15 protein-coding genes are annotated in these 17,494 nt (G+C 71.1%); 8 read left to right on the top strand and 7 right to left on the bottom strand.

Annotated elements, in window-relative coordinates:
* The first annotated feature begins 171 nt into the window (after positions 1–171).
* From chvE to mmsB, 3 genes are all read left to right on the top strand, one after another.
* On the top strand, positions 172–1,275 hold the full coding sequence (gene chvE / locus FHR36_RS13430) for a multiple monosaccharide ABC transporter substrate-binding protein (RefSeq protein ID WP_308199316.1): 1,104 nt from the start codon (positions 172–174) through the stop codon (positions 1,273–1,275).
* 108 nt (positions 1,276–1,383) lie between these two features.
* On the top strand, positions 1,384–2,931 hold the full coding sequence (gene mmsA, locus FHR36_RS13425; RefSeq protein ID WP_253796649.1) for a multiple monosaccharide ABC transporter ATP-binding protein: 1,548 nt from the start codon (positions 1,384–1,386) through the stop codon (positions 2,929–2,931).
* Positions 2,932–2,934: 3 nt separating this feature from the next.
* Positions 2,935–4,188 (top strand): multiple monosaccharide ABC transporter permease, encoded by a 1,254-nt coding sequence (mmsB, locus tag FHR36_RS13420; RefSeq protein ID WP_253796647.1) that lies wholly within the window; start codon positions 2,935–2,937, stop codon positions 4,186–4,188.
* Positions 4,189–4,296: 108 nt separating this feature from the next.
* Here mmsB and FHR36_RS13415 read toward each other — a convergent pair whose 3' ends face one another.
* Positions 4,297–5,058, bottom strand: a complete 762-nt coding sequence (locus FHR36_RS13415) for an SDR family NAD(P)-dependent oxidoreductase (protein WP_253796646.1) — start codon at positions 5,056–5,058, stop codon at positions 4,297–4,299.
* Between the two features lie 127 nt (positions 5,059–5,185).
* On the opposite strand from FHR36_RS13415, the gene FHR36_RS13410 reads away from it, so the two are divergent.
* Positions 5,186–5,791: a TetR/AcrR family transcriptional regulator gene (locus FHR36_RS13410; protein WP_253796645.1), complete on the top strand. Its 606-nt coding sequence runs from the start codon at positions 5,186–5,188 to the stop codon at positions 5,789–5,791.
* 252 nt (positions 5,792–6,043) lie between these two features.
* Here FHR36_RS13410 and FHR36_RS13405 read toward each other — a convergent pair whose 3' ends face one another.
* Together FHR36_RS13405 and FHR36_RS13400 are read right to left on the bottom strand one after the other, a co-directional pair.
* The gene (locus tag FHR36_RS13405; RefSeq protein WP_253796644.1) at positions 6,044–6,583 is read right to left on the bottom strand and encodes a DUF1440 domain-containing protein; all 540 of its coding nucleotides are present in this window, start codon (positions 6,581–6,583) and stop codon (positions 6,044–6,046) included.
* Between the two features lie 28 nt (positions 6,584–6,611).
* Positions 6,612–7,325 (bottom strand): SDR family NAD(P)-dependent oxidoreductase, encoded by a 714-nt coding sequence (locus FHR36_RS13400; protein ID WP_253796643.1) that lies wholly within the window; start codon positions 7,323–7,325, stop codon positions 6,612–6,614.
* 206 nt (positions 7,326–7,531) lie between these two features.
* Between FHR36_RS13400 and FHR36_RS13395 the strand changes: the two genes are divergently transcribed.
* Entirely contained in the window at positions 7,532–9,301 is a 1,770-nt protein-coding gene (locus FHR36_RS13395; protein WP_253796641.1) for an MOSC and FAD-binding oxidoreductase domain-containing protein, read from the top strand.
* Positions 9,302–9,348: 47 nt separating this feature from the next.
* Here FHR36_RS13395 and araA read toward each other — a convergent pair whose 3' ends face one another.
* The 4 genes from araA to FHR36_RS13375 all read right to left on the bottom strand — a co-directional run bounded on the left by araA (position 9,349) and on the right by FHR36_RS13375 (position 14,632).
* Positions 9,349–10,854: an L-arabinose isomerase gene (gene araA, locus FHR36_RS13390; RefSeq protein ID WP_253796640.1), complete on the bottom strand. Its 1,506-nt coding sequence runs from the start codon at positions 10,852–10,854 to the stop codon at positions 9,349–9,351.
* An 11-nt stretch (positions 10,855–10,865) separates the two neighbouring features.
* Positions 10,866–11,537, bottom strand: a complete 672-nt coding sequence (locus FHR36_RS13385) for an L-ribulose-5-phosphate 4-epimerase (protein ID WP_253796639.1) — start codon at positions 11,535–11,537, stop codon at positions 10,866–10,868.
* A 3-nt stretch (positions 11,538–11,540) separates the two neighbouring features.
* Entirely contained in the window at positions 11,541–13,232 is a 1,692-nt protein-coding gene (locus FHR36_RS13380; RefSeq protein ID WP_253796638.1) for a ribulokinase, read from the bottom strand.
* A gap of 410 nt (positions 13,233–13,642) precedes the next feature.
* Complete coding sequence (locus tag FHR36_RS13375; protein WP_253796784.1) at positions 13,643–14,632, bottom strand: LacI family DNA-binding transcriptional regulator; 990 nt, start codon at positions 14,630–14,632, stop codon at positions 13,643–13,645.
* A gap of 428 nt (positions 14,633–15,060) precedes the next feature.
* Here FHR36_RS13375 and FHR36_RS13370 point away from each other — a divergent pair, with 428 nt between their 5' ends.
* From FHR36_RS13370 to FHR36_RS13360, 3 genes are all read left to right on the top strand, one after another.
* Positions 15,061–15,942 (top strand): expansin EXLX1 family cellulose-binding protein, encoded by an 882-nt coding sequence (locus FHR36_RS13370; RefSeq protein ID WP_253796637.1) that lies wholly within the window; start codon positions 15,061–15,063, stop codon positions 15,940–15,942.
* 131 nt (positions 15,943–16,073) lie between these two features.
* A complete protein-coding gene (locus FHR36_RS13365; RefSeq protein ID WP_253796636.1) occupies positions 16,074–16,604 on the top strand; it encodes a SigE family RNA polymerase sigma factor in 531 nt (176 codons plus the stop codon).
* Entirely contained in the window at positions 16,601–17,362 is a 762-nt protein-coding gene (locus tag FHR36_RS13360; protein ID WP_253796635.1) for a hypothetical protein, read from the top strand. The genes FHR36_RS13365 and FHR36_RS13360 overlap by 4 nt, the downstream gene beginning before the upstream one ends.
* The last annotated feature ends 132 nt before the right edge of the window (positions 17,363–17,494 follow it).

Below are 17,494 nucleotides of genomic sequence, written 5' to 3'. Positions count from 1 at the left end.
GCCGGAGCGGCACGGTTCGGGTCCCCTCCGGGTCCGCCCGCCGCCCCGGCCGCCGTACCGACCGAGCGCACCGAGGGCCCACCCCACTGCGGGCCGCGCGCTCGCCCCCGCTCGACCCGATCCGAGGCCCTGCCGAGGTCGCGCCGATCGCGGCATACCACTGGAGGAATTGTGCGGAAGGTTTCGATCGGCCTCGCTGCTGCGGGCCTCACGTTGACCCTGGCGGCCTGCGGCCAGAGCGCCAACGGCGTGGGTGACGGCGCGAGCAGCGGTGGCGGCAACGCCAAGGGCGGCCTCGTCGGCATCGCGATGCCCACCAAGTCGTCGGAGCGCTGGATCAACGACGGCAACAACATGGTCAAGGACTTCCAGGCCAAGGGGTACAAGACCGACCTGCAGTACGGCGACAACGTCGTCGAGAACCAGGTCTCGCAGATCGAGAACATGATCACCAAGGGCGCCAAGCTGCTGGTGGTCGCCGCGATCGACGGCTCCTCGCTCACCGACGTCCTGCAGAAGGCCGCCGACGCGCACATCCCGGTGATCTCCTACGACCGGCTGATCCGCGGCACCAAGAACGTCGACTACTACGCGACCTTCGACAACTACAAGGTCGGCGTGCTCCAGGGCAGCTACATCGCCGACAAGCTCGGCCTGAAGGACGGCAAGGGCCCGTTCAACGTGGAGCTGTTCGCCGGCTCGCCGGACGACAACAACGCCACCTTCTTCTTCCAGGGCGCGATGAGCGTGCTCAAGCCGTACGTCGACGACAAGAAGCTGGTCGTCCAGAGCGGGCAGACCAGCTTCAACCAGGTCGCCACCCTGCGCTGGGACGGCGGTGTCGCCCAGTCCCGGATGGACAACCTGCTGAGCAAGTCGTACACCTCGGCCCGGGTCGACGCGGTGCTCTCCCCCTACGACGGCATCTCGATCGGCATCCTGTCCTCGCTCAAGGGTGTCGGCTACGGCAGCTCGGGCAAGGCGCTGCCGATCGTCACCGGCCAGGACGCCGAACTCGCCTCGGTGAAGTCCGTCATCGCGGGCGAGCAGACCCAGACCGTCTACAAGGACACCCGCGAACTCGCAAAGGTCGCGGTGCAGATGGGCGACGCCCTGCTCACCGGCGGCAAGCCCGAGGTCAACGACACCTCGCAGTACAACAACGGGGTCAAGGTCGTCCCGGCCTACCTGCTTCAGCCGGTCAGCGTCGACAAGGAGAACTACCAGAAGGTGCTGGTCGACGGCGGGCAGTACACCGCCGACCAGCTCAAGTAGCCACCGGCCCGACCGAAGGGCCGCACCGAGCCGGGCGCGTACGGGTGGGGCAGCCGACCTGACAGGCTTCCCCACCCGTACCGCCCCCCGTCGAACGGATGCACCACCATGGCCGGACCCGTCCTCGAGATGCGTTCGATCAGCAAGTCCTTCCCCGGTGTCAAGGCGCTCTCCGACGTCAGTCTCAGCGTCGCCCCGGGCGAGGTTCACGCCGTCTGCGGCGAGAACGGCGCCGGGAAGTCCACCCTGATGAAGGTGCTCAGCGGCGTCCACCCGCACGGCTCCTACGAGGGCGAGATCCTCTTCCAGGGCGAGCCCTGCACCTTCAAGGACATCCGGGCCAGCGAACAGCGCGGCATCGTGATCATCCACCAGGAGCTCGCCCTGGTGCCGTACCTCTCCATCGCCGAGAACATCTTCCTCGGCAACGAGCACGCCACCCACGGCATCATCAGCTGGCACAAGACCCTGACGCACGCCAAGGCGCTGCTGGGACGCGTCGGCCTGCACGAGAACCCGCACACCCGGGTCGCCGACATCGGCGTGGGCAAGCAGCAGCTGGTCGAGATCGCCAAGGCGCTCGCGAAGGAGGTCAAGCTGCTGATCCTGGACGAGCCCACCGCCGCGCTGAACGACGAGGACAGCCGCAAGCTGCTCGACCTCATCCTGGAGCTCAAGGCCCAGGGCATCTCCTGCATCATCATCTCGCACAAGCTCAACGAGATCGCCCGGGTCGCCGACTCCGTCACCATCCTGCGCGACGGCCGCACCATCGAGACCATCGCCGTCGACGCGCAGGGCGTCGCCGAGGACCGGATCATCCGCGGCATGGTCGGCCGCGACCTGGAGCACCGCTACCCCGAGCGTGCCCCGGAGATCGGCGAGGTGGCCTTCGCGGTCGAGGACTGGACCGTCCACCACCCGATCGACCACCAGCGCAAGGTGGTCGACGGCGTCTCGCTCGACGTCCGGCGCGGCGAGATCGTCGGCATCGCGGGCCTGATGGGCGCGGGCCGGACCGAACTGGCGATGAGCGTCTTCGGCCGCTCGTACGGTCGGTACGCCGGTGGCCGGGTACTGCTGGACGGCAACGAGATCCGCACCCGGACCGTCCCCGAGGCGATCGGCCACGGCATCGCCTACGTCACCGAGGACCGCAAGCACTTCGGCCTCAACCTGATGGACGACATCAGCCGCAACATCTCGCTCAGCGCGCTCGGCAAGGTCTCCCGGCGCGGCTGGGTCAACCAGCACGAGGAGACCCGGGTCGCCGAGTCCTTCCGGAAGACCATGAACATCAAGGCTCCGTCGGTGTTCGCGGAGACCGGCAAGCTCAGCGGCGGCAACCAGCAGAAGGTCGTCCTCAGCAAGTGGATCTTCTCCGAGCCGGAGGTGCTGATCCTCGACGAACCCACCCGCGGCATCGACATCGGCGCCAAGGCCGAGATCTACACGGTGATCGCCGAACTCGCCGCCCAGGGCAAGGCGGTCCTGGTCATCTCCTCCGAACTGCCCGAACTGCTCGGCATGTGCGACCGCATCTACACGATGGCCGAGGGCCGGCTCACCGGCGAGGTGGACCGCGCGGACGCGACCCAGGAATCACTCATGCGCCTCATGACCGTGAGCGCGGCAATCGACGACGAGCAGGTGTAAGGCATGGCCCAGACAGAGACCACGGACATCTCGGGGACCACGGCGGCCCCGGCGGGTACGACCGCGCCTCAGCCGGAGCGCGGCGGTGTCGGCGCCCTGCTGGTGCAGGCGCTGCGCGGCAACGTCCGGCAGTACGGCATGCTGGTCGCGCTGGCGCTGATCATCGTGCTGTTCCAGATCTGGACCGACGGCATCCTGCTCCAGCCGCTCAACGTCACCAACCTGATCCAGCAGAACAGCTACATCCTCATCCTCGCGATCGGCATGATGATCGTCATCATCGCCGGCCACATCGACCTCTCGGTCGGTTCGCTGGCCTCCTTCGTCGGCGCGGCAGCCGCGGTGATGATGGTCAAGCACGCTGTACCGTGGCCGGTCGCCCTGGTCTCCGCGCTCCTGATCGGTGCGGCCGCGGGGGCCTGGCAGGGCTTCTGGATCTCGTACGTCGGCATCCCTTCGTTCATCGTGACCCTCGCGGGCATGCTGCTCTTCCGCGGCGGCACCCAGATCCTGCTGCAGGGCCAGTCGGTGGCGCCCTTCCCGAAGGGTTTCCAGAAGATCAGCAGCGGCTTCCTGCCGGAGGTCGGCCCGAGCACCAACTACCACAACCTGACCCTCCTGCTCGGCCTCGGTGTGCTCGCGCTGGCGGTCCTCCAGGAAGTCCGCGGCAGGCGGCAGGCCGCCGACTACGGTCTCGAACTGCTGCCGCTGGGCTTCTTCCTCGCCAAGCTCGCCGCCGTCACCGCAGCGGTGCTGGTCTTCACCCTGCTGCTGGCGAGCTACCACGGGTTCCCGATCGTCCTGCTGATCCTGGGCGCGCTGCTGGTCGCCTTCGGCTACCTGATGCGCAACTCCGTCCTGGGCCGCCACACCTACGCGATCGGCGGCAACGAAGCAGCGGCGAAGCTGTCCGGCGTCAAGAGCAAGCGCGTCGTCTTCCTGGCCTTCGTCAACATGGGCGTGCTGGCCGCGCTCGCCGGCATGGTCTTCGCAGCGCGGCTCAACGCCGGTACTCCGCAAGCCGGTATCAACTTCGAACTCGAGGCGATCGCTGCCGCGTTCATCGGCGGCGCCTCGGCCTCCGGCGGCGTCGGCACCGTGCTCGGCGCCATCATCGGCGGCCTGGTGCTCGGCGTCCTCAACAACGGCATGTCGCTGGTCGGCATCGGCACCGACTACCAGCAGGTCATCAAGGGTCTGGTGCTGCTCGCGGCGGTCGGCTTCGACGTCTACAACAAGCGCAAGGTCGGTTCCTGACCGCTTCGTGCTGCCCGATCCTGCGGCGAGAGCCGGAGATCGACCGTCCTCCGCCCGGCCCCTGCTTCCAGTGGCCGGGCGGAGTCGTACTCTGCTCCGGCTCGGCGTTCAGACCTGCTCGGTGGGGCGTACGAGCAGCTCGTTGACGGCCACGTGCCTCGGGCGGGTGACGATCCAGCCGATGGCGTCGGCGATGTCCTGGCCCTGCAGCCGCTCGATGTCGCCCAGCCCGGCGGCGATCAGCTTCTGTACGAACTCCGGGTTGTGCGAGCGCAGTTCGGTGTCGACGCTGCCCGGCTCGACGACGGACACCCGGACGTGCTGGCGTGTCAGTTCCTGGCGCAGCGCCTCGCTGAAGCCGCCGACGCCGAACTTGGTGGCGCTGTACACGGCGGACATGGCGAAGGCGTTGCGGCCGTTCAGCGAGCTGATGTTGACGATGTCGGCGACCTGGCGCGGCCCATCGGCGGCAGCCTTGACCAAGTGGGGGACGGCCGCATGGGTGGTGTACATCAAGCCCATGAGGTTGATGTCGATCATGCGCTGCCAGTCGTTCAGGTCCGCGCCGGGGGTGGGTCCGAGCAGCATGAGGCCGGCGTTGTTGACCAGGGTGTCCAGCCGACCCAGGCCCTCGACGGTCCGCGCGACCGCTTCCGCGGCGACCCGGGCGTCGGTGATGTCGGCGGGCACGACCAGCGCCTGTCCGCCGGCACCGGAGATCTGCGCCGCGAGGTCGGCGAGACGGTCCTCGCGCCGGCCGACCACAGCCACGGACGCACCCTCACGGGCGAGCTCCAGGGCGGCGGCGTGGCCGATACCGCTGGAGGCTCCGGTGACCAGGGCGACGGTTCCCTCAAAACGACGGGTCATGGTTCGAGCCTTTCGATGAACGGCCGCGATGGTGCGGGCCGTGCGGGGTTGGGGCGGACGGTCCCATTGCTCCGGGCCGTACGGGGGTGAAGGCCGCTCGAGGCCGGGCCGAGGGCACAATGAGGAGGTGAGCATCACCGGGCAGACCACCAACGCCACTCGCCGACCGACCGAGGCCGAGCGGGAGCTGCCGCCGCGCGAGCGGCTGGTCCGGGCCGCGTCGCGGCTGTTCTACTACGAGGGCGTACGCGCGATCGGGGTGGAGCGGCTGATCGCCGAGGCCGGGGTGACGAAGGCGACCTTCTACCGGCACTTCGCCTCCAAGGACGACCTCGTCGTGGCCTACCTGCTGACCAAGGACGCCTACTACCGGGCGGTGGCCGAACCGCTGGCCGCGGGGCACCCGCCTGCGGAGGCGGTCGACCTGATCTTCGAGGCGATCGCCGAGCACGCCCGCGAGCGCGGGTTTCGCGGGTCGCCGTTCATGAACGCGGCCGCCGAGTACCCGGACGCCGGCCATCCGGTGCGCCGCCTGGTGGCGTCCCACCGGGACTGGCTCCGCACCCTCTTCCAGGACCTGCTCGACCGGCTCGGCCACGCCGACCCGCAGTCGGCGGCCGGCGCCCTGCTGATGCTGTACGACGGAGCGATGGTCGCCGGCTACCTGGACGACTCGACAGCGGCCCGCACGACCCTGCTGGACGCGGTCCGACTGATCCGCTCGGCGCGCTGATCCCATCGGGGCCGCGCGCAACGGCGGCACTGTGCGGGCACCCGGCCGGGCCGGTGCACCGAGGATGCTGGGCATGTCCTGCTCCGTTTTCGTCACCGCCTCCACCCGGAGGTGGGGATCGATCGACCTCCGACAGAAAGACCGGTCGTTCTACCTCGACGATAACGCCCTCGGCCTCCTCGCGCCAGCGCCCACGGTTGTCGCTCACCGTGAGGGCGCGGCGCCCCGCTGTGTGGTGCAGCCGATCACGGACTACAGCTGCCGTGAGAACACGGCAGCCCTGCTCAGCAACCAGAAAGCGCTGCTCGTGCCGAGGCCGTAGGCGAGGTGGGCGGTCAGATCATCGCCCAGCGTCTTGGCGTCGTATCTCCAGATGGGTTCGTAGAGTCCCGCGATCGGGAGCACCACGTATCCACTGAGCCACACGAGCGCACCGTACGGGAGCCCGTAGAGGACGCGGGGCTTGCGCAGCGAGGCGCTGACGACGCCGTAGGAGACTGCGTTGCCCGCTCCATAGGCCCAGTGCATGACCGTGCTGACGGGGAACGCTGCGCTGTCCGGCAGCTCGCGCCGGGTGAAGGCCTCGGCCAGGCGCCGTCCGACCTGCCCGGGATCCGGCGCCTCCTGCCAGCTGCGCACCGGGGCGAACTCCCAGTGCAGGGCGTTGTGTTCGCCGCCGGCCCGGCGCTGGCGCAGGAACCGCACGGTGTCCATGCAGACGGTGCCGACTGCTCCCGCCACCAGACCCGCGCCGACAGCCCCGAGCGGAGTCAGCTGCTTGCGAGTGCGCATAGGTCGATCACTCCCGATGCCGGTTCCTTCAGAAGCCGGCGCTCTGGCCGCCGTCGACGTGCAGGATCTCGCCGGTCACGAACGAGGCCCCTTCGAGGTACATGATCGCCTCGACGACGTCGTCGATCTCGCCCATCCGCCCGAGCGGGTGCAGCGCGGCGAGCGTGCCGCCCGGGTCGTCCGGGTTCAGCGGATTGCGGATGACGCCGAGTGAGACGGCGTTGGCGCGGATGCGGCGGGCCGCGTATTCGATGGCCAGTTCCTTCGTCACCGCGACCAGGCCGCCCTTGGTCAGCGAGGCGAGCGCCGCGGGTATGCGCGCGTCGGCGCGGTCGACCAGCGACGTCGACACGCACAGGACGTGCCCGCCGTCGCCGGCCGCCAGCATCGCGGGGATGGCACTGCGCGTGACGTCGAAGAAACCGCGCAGGTTGACACCGGTCACCAGGTCGTAGTCGGCGTCGGTGTAGTCGGTGAAGGGCTTCTCCCGGTAGACGCCGGCGTTGTTCACCAGCGTGTCGACCCGGCCGAAGCGGTCCAGCGCCTGCTCGACGATCCGCGCACCGGTACCGGGCCGACTCAGGTCGCCGGGCACGGCGAGCACGTCCGGATCGTGCGACGAGGGGATCGACCGGGCGGTCACGACGACGGCGTACCCGCGCCTGCGGAACGCGTCGGCGACGGCCGCGCCGATGCCGAGTGAAGCACCGGTGACGATCGCCACCTTCTTCTCCGAGCTCATGGGTGTGTCCAAGCTGAGGTACGCACGCTGGAGGTCTCCGGCTCAGGGCGGGCCACGGCGGGCCACGCGCGGCGCCGGCCGCCCACCGGCTCTCACTGTACGTGCCGCCGGGCCCCGCCGCCGCGTGGAGCCTTTCGGGTGCGGTCGGCGACCGACCGTACGACGCTGGAGACACCGGCCTGTCGAGCGTGGGAGGAGCACCGGTCATGGCCGCTCTGGTCGCCGTGAACGTCGGCATGCCCAAGGACGTCCCCTGGCACGGCAGGACCACCCGCACCGGCATCTGGAAGAGCCCCGTCGCCGGGCCGGTGATGGCGCGCCGGCTCAACCTGGACGGCGACGGGCAGGGTGACCTCGCCGGGCACGGCGGCGAGCAGCGTGCCGTGCTGGTCTACCAGTTGAGTTCCTACCGCCATTGGCAGGAGTACCTGGAGCGGGACGACTTCACGTACGGCCAGTTCGGCGAGAACCTCACGGTGGACGGACTCGCCGACGACGAGGTGTGCATCGGCGACCGCTACGGGATCGGCGGTGCGGTCTTCGAGGTCACCCAACCCCGCGTGACGTGCTACCGCGTGGGGTTGCGGCTGGGCGAGCCGCAGATGGCCGCCCTGCTGGTGTCCCATCGTCGCCCGGGCTTCTACATGCGGGTGCTGACCGAAGGGCCGGTGCGGGCCGGGGACGAGATCGTGAAGATCTCCTCGGGCCCCGAGGAGATGACCGTCGCGGAGATCGACGCGCTGCTCTACCTGCCTGGACACGCCCGGCCGCAGCTCGAACGGGCCCTGCGCATCCCCGCGTTGAGCCCCGGTTGGAAGACGTCGCTGCGAGCCCTGCTCGACGACGCGGATCACGGCTCGGGCGCCGCGGGCGGAAACCGCGGGCTGACCACCAGCAGCCCGCCGCCGGCCTGGCCCGGGTTCCACCGGCTCGAAGTCGCCGGCATCGAGCCGGAGAGCGCGAGCATCTTCTCGCTCACGCTGGCGGCAGTTGACGGTGAGCCGCTCCCGGCCGCTCTGCCGGGGCAGTTCCTCACCATCCGCCTGCGGCCGGATGCCCAGCCCTCCCCGGTCATCCGCACCTACTCGCTCTCCGGCCGACCGGGCGCCGAGACGTACCGCATCAGCATCAAGCAGGAGCCGCACGGTGTCGCCAGCACCTACCTGCGTCAGCACGTGAAGACCGGTGACGTTCTGGATGTCGCCGCTCCGCGCGGCACGTTCCTGCTCGCGGACGCGGACACTCCGGTCCTGCTGCTGTCCGCCGGTGTCGGTGCCACCCCGGTCCTGGCCATGCTGCACGCTCTGGCCGCAGAGCGCTCGCAGCGCGCGGTGTGGTGGCTGCACGCGGCCCGGGACGGCGAGAACCACCCGTTCGCCGACGAAGTGCGCGCCCTGCTCTCCCAGCTGCCCGCAGGCCGGTCGTTCCTGGCCTACAGCCGTCCGTCCGACGCCGACCGGCCAGGTGTCGACTACACGGTCGGTGGGCGGTTCACTCCCGAGTGGATCCGCGGCCTGGAGCCGCCCCGGGACGCCGACGCCTACCTCTGCGGGCCGAGCACGTTCATGCGGGACATGACCGGAGCCCTGGAGGCCGCCGGCCTGCCGTCCTCCCGGATCCACACCGAGGTCTTCGGGGCCAGGTCCGCACTCACCCCCGGCGTGGTGACCGGATCCGCCCGGGCGCCGCACCAGCCGGCCGCCCCTCCCGGCGGCCGCCCGGGGCCGTCCGTGGCCTTCGCGCGCAGCGGGCTGACCGTCCCCTGGCACCCCGGCTACGGGACGCTGCTCGAACTCGCCGAGGCGTGCGACGTACCCGTGCGCTGGTCCTGCCGCACCGGAACCTGTCACACCTGCGAGACCGCGCTGCTCTCCGGCCGCGTCGAGTACGCCCCGCAGCCCCTGGAGCCCCCCGCTGGAGGAAGTGCGCTCATCTGCTGCTCGACACCCCCGGCCGACGTGGTCCTGGACCTGTGACCGGTGGCGGCCGTCGCCGGGGCGCCACCGCCGAGATGCAGACCCCGTCAGAAGCCCTGGGCCAGGCGGTGGTAGGCCTGGTTCCAGCGGATCTCCTTGGTGAACTGCCGGATCGTGGTGTCCGCGCCGATGACCAGCAGCTCGGTGCCGAGGATGTCGGCGAGGTCGCCCAGTTCCTCGGCGCCGATCGCGCTCGACAGCACGGTGTGGTGCGGCGCACCGGCCGTGAGCCAGGCCTCGGTCGACGTGCGCAGGTTCGGGCGCGGCTGCCAGACGGCGCGGGCGACCGGGAGGTTCGGCAGCGGCTCGTGGGGCTCGACGACGTCGATCTCGTTGGCGACCAGCCGGAACCGGTCGCCCATGTCGGCCAGGCCGACGACCACGGCCGGGCCGGTCCGCGCGTCGAAGACGAGGCGGACGGGGTCCTCGCGGCCGCCGATGCCCAGGGGATGGATCTCGCAGGACGGCACACCTGCCGAGATGGTCGGGCAGACCTCCAGCATGTGCGCGCCGAGGATCAACTCCCGCCCGGGTTCGAGGTGGTAGGTGTAGTCCTCCATGAAGGAGGTGCCGCCGGGCAGGCCGGTGGACATCACCTTGAGCGTGCGCAGCAGGACGGAGGTCTTCCAGTCGCCCTCTCCGCCGAAGCCGTAGCCGTCGGCCATCAGCCGCTGGACGGCGAGGCCGGGCAGCTGGCGCAGGCCGCCGAGGTCCTCGAAGTTGGTGGTGAAGGCGTGGAAGCCGCCGTCCGTGAGGAAGCCGCGGAGCCCGAGTTCGATCCGCGCGGCGTAGCGCAGTGAGTCGTGGCGGTCGCCGCCGGCGCGGAGTTCGGGGGCGACTCGGAAGATCTCCTGGTACTCCTTGACCAGTTCGGTCACGTCGGCGTCGCTGCTCGCGTCGACGGCCTCGACGAGGTCGTTGACGCCGTACGTGTTCACCGAGACGCCGAAGCGGAGCTGGGCCTCGACCTTGTCGCCCTCGGTCACGGCGACGTCGCGCATGTTGTCGCCGAAGCGGGCGAGCCGGAGGCTGCGGAGCTCGGCCTGCCCGGCTGCGGCCCGGGCCCAGGAGGCGATCCGGACGGCGACCGACGGGTCGCTGACGTGCCCGGCGACGGTCTTGCGGGCGACGCCGAGGCGGGACTGGATGTAGCCGAACTCGCGGTCGCCGTGGGCCGCTTGGTTCAGGTTCATGAAGTCCATGTCGATGGACGCCCAGGGCAGGGCGACGTTGGCCTGGGTGTGCAGGTGGAGCAGCGGCTTGCGCAGCGCGTCCAGGCCGGCGATCCACATCTTGGCCGGGGAGAAGGTGTGCATCCAGGCGATCAGGCCGATGCAGGCGTCGTCGGAGTTGGCGTCCAGGCAGATCCGCCGGATCGCGCCGGCGTCGGTGAGCACGGGCTTCCAGACGATCCGGACGGGGATGCCGGAGTCGTCGTCCAGCGCCGCCGCGATCCGCCGGGACTGATCGGCGACCTGGCGCAGCGTGTCCTCGCCGTACAGGCCCTGGCTGCCGGTGAGGAACCAGACCTCGCGGCCCTCGATCGAGTTCATGGGTGATCTCCTTAGCGGGCAGCGCGCTGCTGGCCGTACACGTTCCGGTAGCGGTGGTTGAGCGAGTCGATGTCGTCCTGCGCGATCGGCAGGGGTTGGCCGAGCTGGCGGGAGATGTGGACGGTGCGGGCGACGTCCTCGCACATCACGGCGGCCTTGACGGCGGCCTTGGCGTCCCTGCCGATGGTGAAGACACCGTGGCTCTTCATCAGGACGGCCGGCGAGCGGTGACCCCGGAGGGTGTCCACGATGCCCCGGCCGATGGAGTCGTCCCCGATCAGGGCGAACGGGCCGATCGGGATCTCGGCGCCGAACTCGTCGGCCATGGCGGTGAGTACGCAGGGGACGGCCTCGCCGCGCGCGGCCCAGGCGCAGGCGTACGTGGAGTGGGTGTGCACCACTCCCCCGACCTCGGGCAAGTGGCGGTAGACGTAGGCGTGCGCGGCGGTGTCGGAGGAGGGCGCGTGGTCGCCCTCGACGACGTTGCCGTCCAGGTCGCACAGGATCATGGTGTCCGGCGTCAGTTCGTCGTAGGGGACGCCGCTCGGCTTGATGACGAACAGGTCCTCGCCGGGGACGCGGCCGGAGACGTTGCCCGCGGTCCACACCACCAGGTCGTACCGGACCAGTTCCTGGTGCAGGTCGCTGACCTGGCGGCGCAGCAGATCGATCGGGGACGTCATGGGTCAGACCTCGCTGTTCCGGGAGAGGGCGGCGTTGCGCAGACGGCGCAGGCGGTGCAACTGCTTGTCGGGGCCCGTGCCGAAGTGCTCGTGCAGGAGGCGGTACTCGGCGTAGAGCTCGTCGTAGGCGTCGGCGCGGGCGGTGTCCGGCCGGTAGGCGCCGCGCTGCACCCGCCCCATGGCTGCGGCGGCCGTCCGGACGTCCGGGTGGGCGCCGGCGGCGACGGCGGCGTGGATGGCGGAGCCGAGCGCCGGGCCCTGGGCCGATTCGGCGAGCGAGACGGGCCGGCGCAGCACGTCGGCGTAGATCTGCATCAGCAGGGCGTTCTTCTTGAGCCCGCCGGTGACGATGAATTCGGTGACCGGGACACCGCCCTGCTCCAGGGCGTCGACGATGGTGCGGGTGCCGTAGGCGGTGGCCTCCAGCAGGGCGCGGTAGATCTCCTCGGGGCGGGTGGCGAGGGTGAGGCCGACGATGACACCGGAGAGGTGGTGGTCGACCAGGGTGGAGCGGTTGCCGTTCATCCAGTCGAGGGCGATCAGGCCGTGGCCGCCGACCGGCTGGTCGGCGATCTTCCGGGTGAGCAGCCGGTGCAGGTCCTCGCCGGTGGCCTCGGCCTCGGCGAGGTAGTCGGCGGGGACTCCTTGGCTCAGCCACCAGGCGAAGATGTCGCCGACGGCGCTCTGGCCGGCCTCGTAGCCGTACGCGCCCTCGACGATGCCGCCGTCGACGACTCCGCAGATACCGGGGACGTCGGCGAGGGTGGCGCCGTTGACCACGTGGCAGGTGGAGGTGCCCATGATGGCGAGCAGTCGGCCGTTCTCGACGGCCCGGGCGGCGGGGGCGGCGACGTGGGCGTCGACGTTGCCGGTGGCGACGGCGATTCCCTCGGGCAGGCCGGTCCAGGCGGCGGCCTGCGGGGTGAGCGAGCCGGCCCGGGCGCCGAGGGGCGAGAGCGGGTGCTCGAGCCGGGTGCGGGCGAAGTCGGCGAAGTCGGGGTGCAGGGCGGCGAGGTAGTCCTCGCTCGGGTAGTGGCCGTCCTGGTGGATGCCCTTGTAGCCGGCGGTGCAGGTGTTGCGGGTCTCGACGCCCGCGAGCTGCCAGACGATCCAGTCGGCGGCCTCGATCCAGCGTTCGGTGGCGGCGTAGACGCCGGGGTCCTCCTCCAGGACCTGGAGTGCCTTGGCGTACTGCCACTCGGCGGAGATCCGGCCGCCGTAGCGCGAGATCCACTTCTCGGCGCGCTGGTGGGCGAGGTGGTTGATGCGGTCGGCCTGGTCCTGGGCGGCGTGGTGCTTCCAGAGCTTGGGCCAGGCGTGCGGGCGGTCTCCGAGCGCGGTTTCGGCGAGCGGGGTGCCGTCGGCGCGTACCGGGAGGACGGTGCAGGCGGTGAAGTCGGTGGCGATGCCGATCACGGCGGCCGGGTCGACGCCGCCGACGGCGACCGCGGCGGGGACGGCGGTGCGCAGGACCTCGCGCCAGTCCTCCGGGTGCTGCAGGGCCCAGTCGGGCGGCAGGATCCGGCCGGTGCCGGGGAGTTCACGGTCGATGACGCCGTGCGGGTACGCGTGGACGGCGGAGCCGACCTCCTCGCCGTCGCGTACGCGGACCACCACGGCCCGGCCGGAGAGCGTGCCGAAGTCGACACCGACGACGTAGCTCTCCGCGCCCTGGGTGGGAGGAGTCACGGTCACGTTCACATCCTTCGTACGGAGCTGGTGCGCTGGTGCCGGCCGCCGGACCACCGCGGCACTGCGGAGGTCCGGCGGCCGGCCCTCGTCCCGCCGCCTCTCCCTCCTGAGGAGCGGAACGGGTGCCGCCGGCCGGGCGGAAGCGGGGAATCGGCGCGGCTGGCGGAGCGGGTGGCCGTTGGGAGCGGCACGGGCATGCGCGCACAGTGATTGTTAGCGCTCACAATTCGCCTGTCAAGGCATGCGGCTTCCCGCCGACCGACTCCGGCAGCAGCCCGAGGGCCGCACGCCGGGTCGGCAACGAGGCTTGTGAGCGATCACGATCAGGCGGGACAAGAGGTCGGACTCGCGTTACCCGATCTTGATCCACCGGGCCCGGACCGAGTGAATCGGTTACTGGAGAGCCGAGTTGACTACCGGCGGACGGCCGGACCGGTGCTGCGGCGCAGCACCATCTCCGGCGAGACCAGCATGTGGCTGCGGGCGTGGCCGACCCCGGCCAGCTCCTCCACCAGCAGCTCCAGGGCTCGGCGGCCCAGCTCACCGAAGGGCTGCCGGACGGTGGTCAGCGGCGGGGCGAAGTATGCGGCCTCGGGGATGTCGTCGAAGCCGACCACGCTGATGTCGCCCGGGATCGACCGGCCCGCCTCGTGGAAGGCGCGCAGCAGCCCCAGCGCCATGTGGTCATTGGCGCAGAACACGGCGGTGACCTCGCGGTCCTCGGCGATCCGCAGCCCCGCCTCGTACCCCGAGCGGGCGCTCCAGTCGCCGCTCTGGACCTGGGGCACCCGGGCGCCGGCCGCCTCCAGCGCCTTTCGCCAGCCTTCCTCGCGGGTCTTGGTCTCCAGCCAGCCCGACGGTCCGGCCACGTGGTGCACCGTCTCGTGGTCGAGGTCGAGCAGGTGACGGGTGGCGGCGAGGGCGCCCGCCTCGTTGTCCACCGCGACCATCGGCACCGGGGAGCGGCTGCCCGACCCGACCGCCACCAGCGGCACCGCGCTGGAGACCTTCGCCACCGCGCTCACCGCCGAGATCTGCGGCGCGATGACGACGATGCCCTCCACGCCCTGGTCGCGCAGCCGGTCCACCGCCTCCTGGACGGACCGGCTGTCCAGCGAGCGCAGGCTCGCCACGCTGACGAAGTACCCCGCGCTGCGGGCCGCCTGCTCGATGCCGTCCAACATCGATGCCGGACCGTAGAGCGCACTGCCGAAGCTGACCACCCCGAGGGTCTGCGAGCGCCGGGTGACCAGCGCCCGGGCCGCCGAGTTGGGACGATAGTCCAGCTCGCGGATGGCTGCGAGCACCCGTTCACGGGTGTCGGGCCGGACGTGCGGCGCACCGTTCAGCACGCGCGACACGGTCTGGTGGGACACGCCTGCGACCCGCGCCACGTCCGCCATGACCGGCTGACGCGGTTCCGGCTCGGTGCTTGCAGTTCCCACTCGGGCCCCTTCATCGGTCTCATCGGTGCCACTGGCTCTGCGTCCCGGCCGGTGACGCAGAGCTGGACAGGCACTACGACTGTCTCACGTGTGCTCCCGAGAGTGTATTTGTTCGCGATCACATGACAAGGCTGATCAGCAAGGTTCCCGCCGGGGCGAAGCCCGCCGTCGTGGTGCGGGGTCGGGCTCGGCGGCCCGGGGGCGGAACCACGACCGTCTCGGCGGACGGCGGCACCGGTCGGCAACCTTTTCGCCACCGGCGGCCACTGGGATGTGCAAGGTCGACTCGGTCTCCTGAACGGACGGATATGAGGACAACGAAGCACGGCGGTCCGCGGTCGTGGCGCAGGCATGGACGTACCGCCGGCATTCCCCTGGTGCCGGCGGTGGTCGGACTTCTGGCCTGCCTGGCCGCCGCCGCGCTGCTCCCCACGGGCGGGGCCGGTGCCGCGAGGAGTGCGGCAGCACCCGTCGCGGGCGTCACGTCGATCTCCCCCGCCGGGCCCGAGTCCCCTGTGGCGGCGGCCGCTGCCACGACCGCCGCGGCGGCGTCGGCCCAGCCGCCCGCCTCGACCCCGTCTTCGGCATCGTCCGGCGCCGCCCCGGCGACCTCCGCCTCCGGCAGCCCGCGCCCGGTGGCCGCGGCGTCCATGGCCGGGCGGATCAGGCCCGCGGTCGGGTACCAGGGCGTCGCGACCGCCTACGAGGCGGGTGACGGCAACGGCGCCTGCCTGTTCGGACCGTCCGCCGACCTCATGATCGCGGCGATGAACCACACCGACTACGAGTCGGCCAGGGCGTGCGGGGCGTACGTGCTGGTCCGCGCCGCCAACGGGTCCTCCGTCACGGTGCGGATCGTCAACGAGTGTCCCCTGCCGTGCGCGCCGGGGCAGCTCGACCTCAGCCGACAGGCCTTCGCCGAACTCGCCGATCCGAAGGTCGGTCGGCTCCCGATCACCTGGACGCTGCTGAGCCCCACCGCGGTGGACACGGTCTCCATCCGGTACAAGGCCGGGTCCAGCCGCTACTGGTGCGGCGTCCAGGTGATCGGCCACCGCAACCCGGTGGCGTCCCTGGAGGTCCGGACCGCGAGCGGCTGGCGGCAGCTGCCGCGCACCGACTACAACTACTTCCTGGCCGCCGACGGCAACGGGTGCGGCGGGTCGATCAGGGTCACCGACATCTACGGGGAACAGCTGACGGTCGACGGGATCGCGATCCAACCGGACGTCGCGCAAGCGACCCGCGTCCAGTTCGCCCGGCATTGACCGCGCCTTCCGGCGGCGGCCACGGCGGCCTTTCCGGGAGGGACCGCGAGCTGGTCGCGGTGACGGGCGCTGCTACGCTCCAGCCTCCTGTTGTTAGCGCGCACATTGCAAGGAGAGGGCGACCGAGGGAGATGCTCCTCGATGACGCGTCCGCGGAGTTCCACCACTTCTTCGAACGCCACTACGCCGAACTGGCCCGGCTCGCCCACCTCCTGACCGGCGAAACGGACGCCGCCGACGACCTCGCCGCGGACGCCCTGCTCGCACTGTGGCAACGCTGGGACCGGTTCCGGGAAGCCCGCCACCCGCTCGCCTACGCGCGCGGCGTGGTGGCGAACCTGGCGCGGGAACGGATCCGCAGCGCCGTCCGCGAGCGGCGCAGGATCACGCTGTTCTGGTCGCGCGGCCCTGAGGAGACGGTGGGGCCGGACGTGGCGGGGGTACTGGACGTCCGAGCGGCACTCGTCCGACTTCCGTTCCGCAAGCGGGCGTGCGTGGTGCTGCGCCACGCCTTCGACCTGTCCGAGAAGGACACCGCGGTGGCCCTGGGCGTATCGGTCGGCACGGTGAAGAGCCAGACCTCGAAGGGGATGGCCGAACTGGAACGCATACTCGGCGCACGAGCGGCCGGGGCACTGGCGACGGGAAGGAGGGCTCGGTGAACGACGAGATCAGCCGGCGGCTGCGCGAGGCCGCCGACACCTACCAGCCCGACCGCGCGAGGATGCTGGCCCGCGTGCAGCGAGGCGCGACCGGCTCCGGTGTCCGGCACCGCACACCGTCGATCAGGCGGTCGTGGCCGAAGGCGGCGCTCGCCGCCCTCGCCACCACCGGCATCCTGGCGACCGGCGGGCTCGCCGTCGCCGGCATGGTCGGAACCCCGTCGCCGTCGGCGACCGCCACCGCTCCCGCCGTTCCGTCCGCGACAGTCACGTCCGTTCCCGCACCGTCGGCCCGCCCGACCGAGCCGGCACCGAGCGCCACGCCGGGCAGCTCACGCCCGACCGCATCGCCCGGCAGCCGGATCCAGAACGGGCCGCTGTGGTCGGACGCCTCGGTGGACCCGCACAGCACCGTCTACTGGGCCCAGAGCAACCTCACTCTCAGGACCACCCAGCCGCTCAGCGCGCTCACGGTGGAACTGCGCATCGCGCAGACCGGTGGCCTGCAGAACACCGGCAACTGGCGCACCCTGCCCAGCGACGACTTCACCGTCACCGTCCAGGAGACCGGGGGCGCGCTGGTGTACCGGTGGGTCCTCAAGCCGGGCCGCACCGTGCCCGTCGGACAGCACCGGTTCGCCGGGCAGTTCAACCATGCCACCGGCGTGCGCAGCGCGACGGGAGACGGCTACCGCGTCGACGCTCAGAGCGCCGGTGGGTCCGCCTCGGTCTGGGGAGGATTCACCGCGGCGCATTGACCTGCGAGCCGTCACCTCACCACGAGGTGACCTGAAGAAAGGTCCCGGTTCGCGGCAACCCTTTGCCGAGCCGGTGACCACAAGGAGGTGGATCCGGCCGGTGCCGGTGTCCGGATCCGCCTCTCTGTCGTG

It is taken from the genome of Kitasatospora cinereorecta (assembly GCF_024172095.1).
Classification (GTDB): Bacteria; Actinomycetota; Actinomycetes; order Streptomycetales; family Streptomycetaceae; genus Kitasatospora; species Kitasatospora cinereorecta.
The sequence above is the reverse complement of the archived record's forward strand: the minus strand, read 5'-3'. Positions and strand labels throughout refer to the sequence as shown.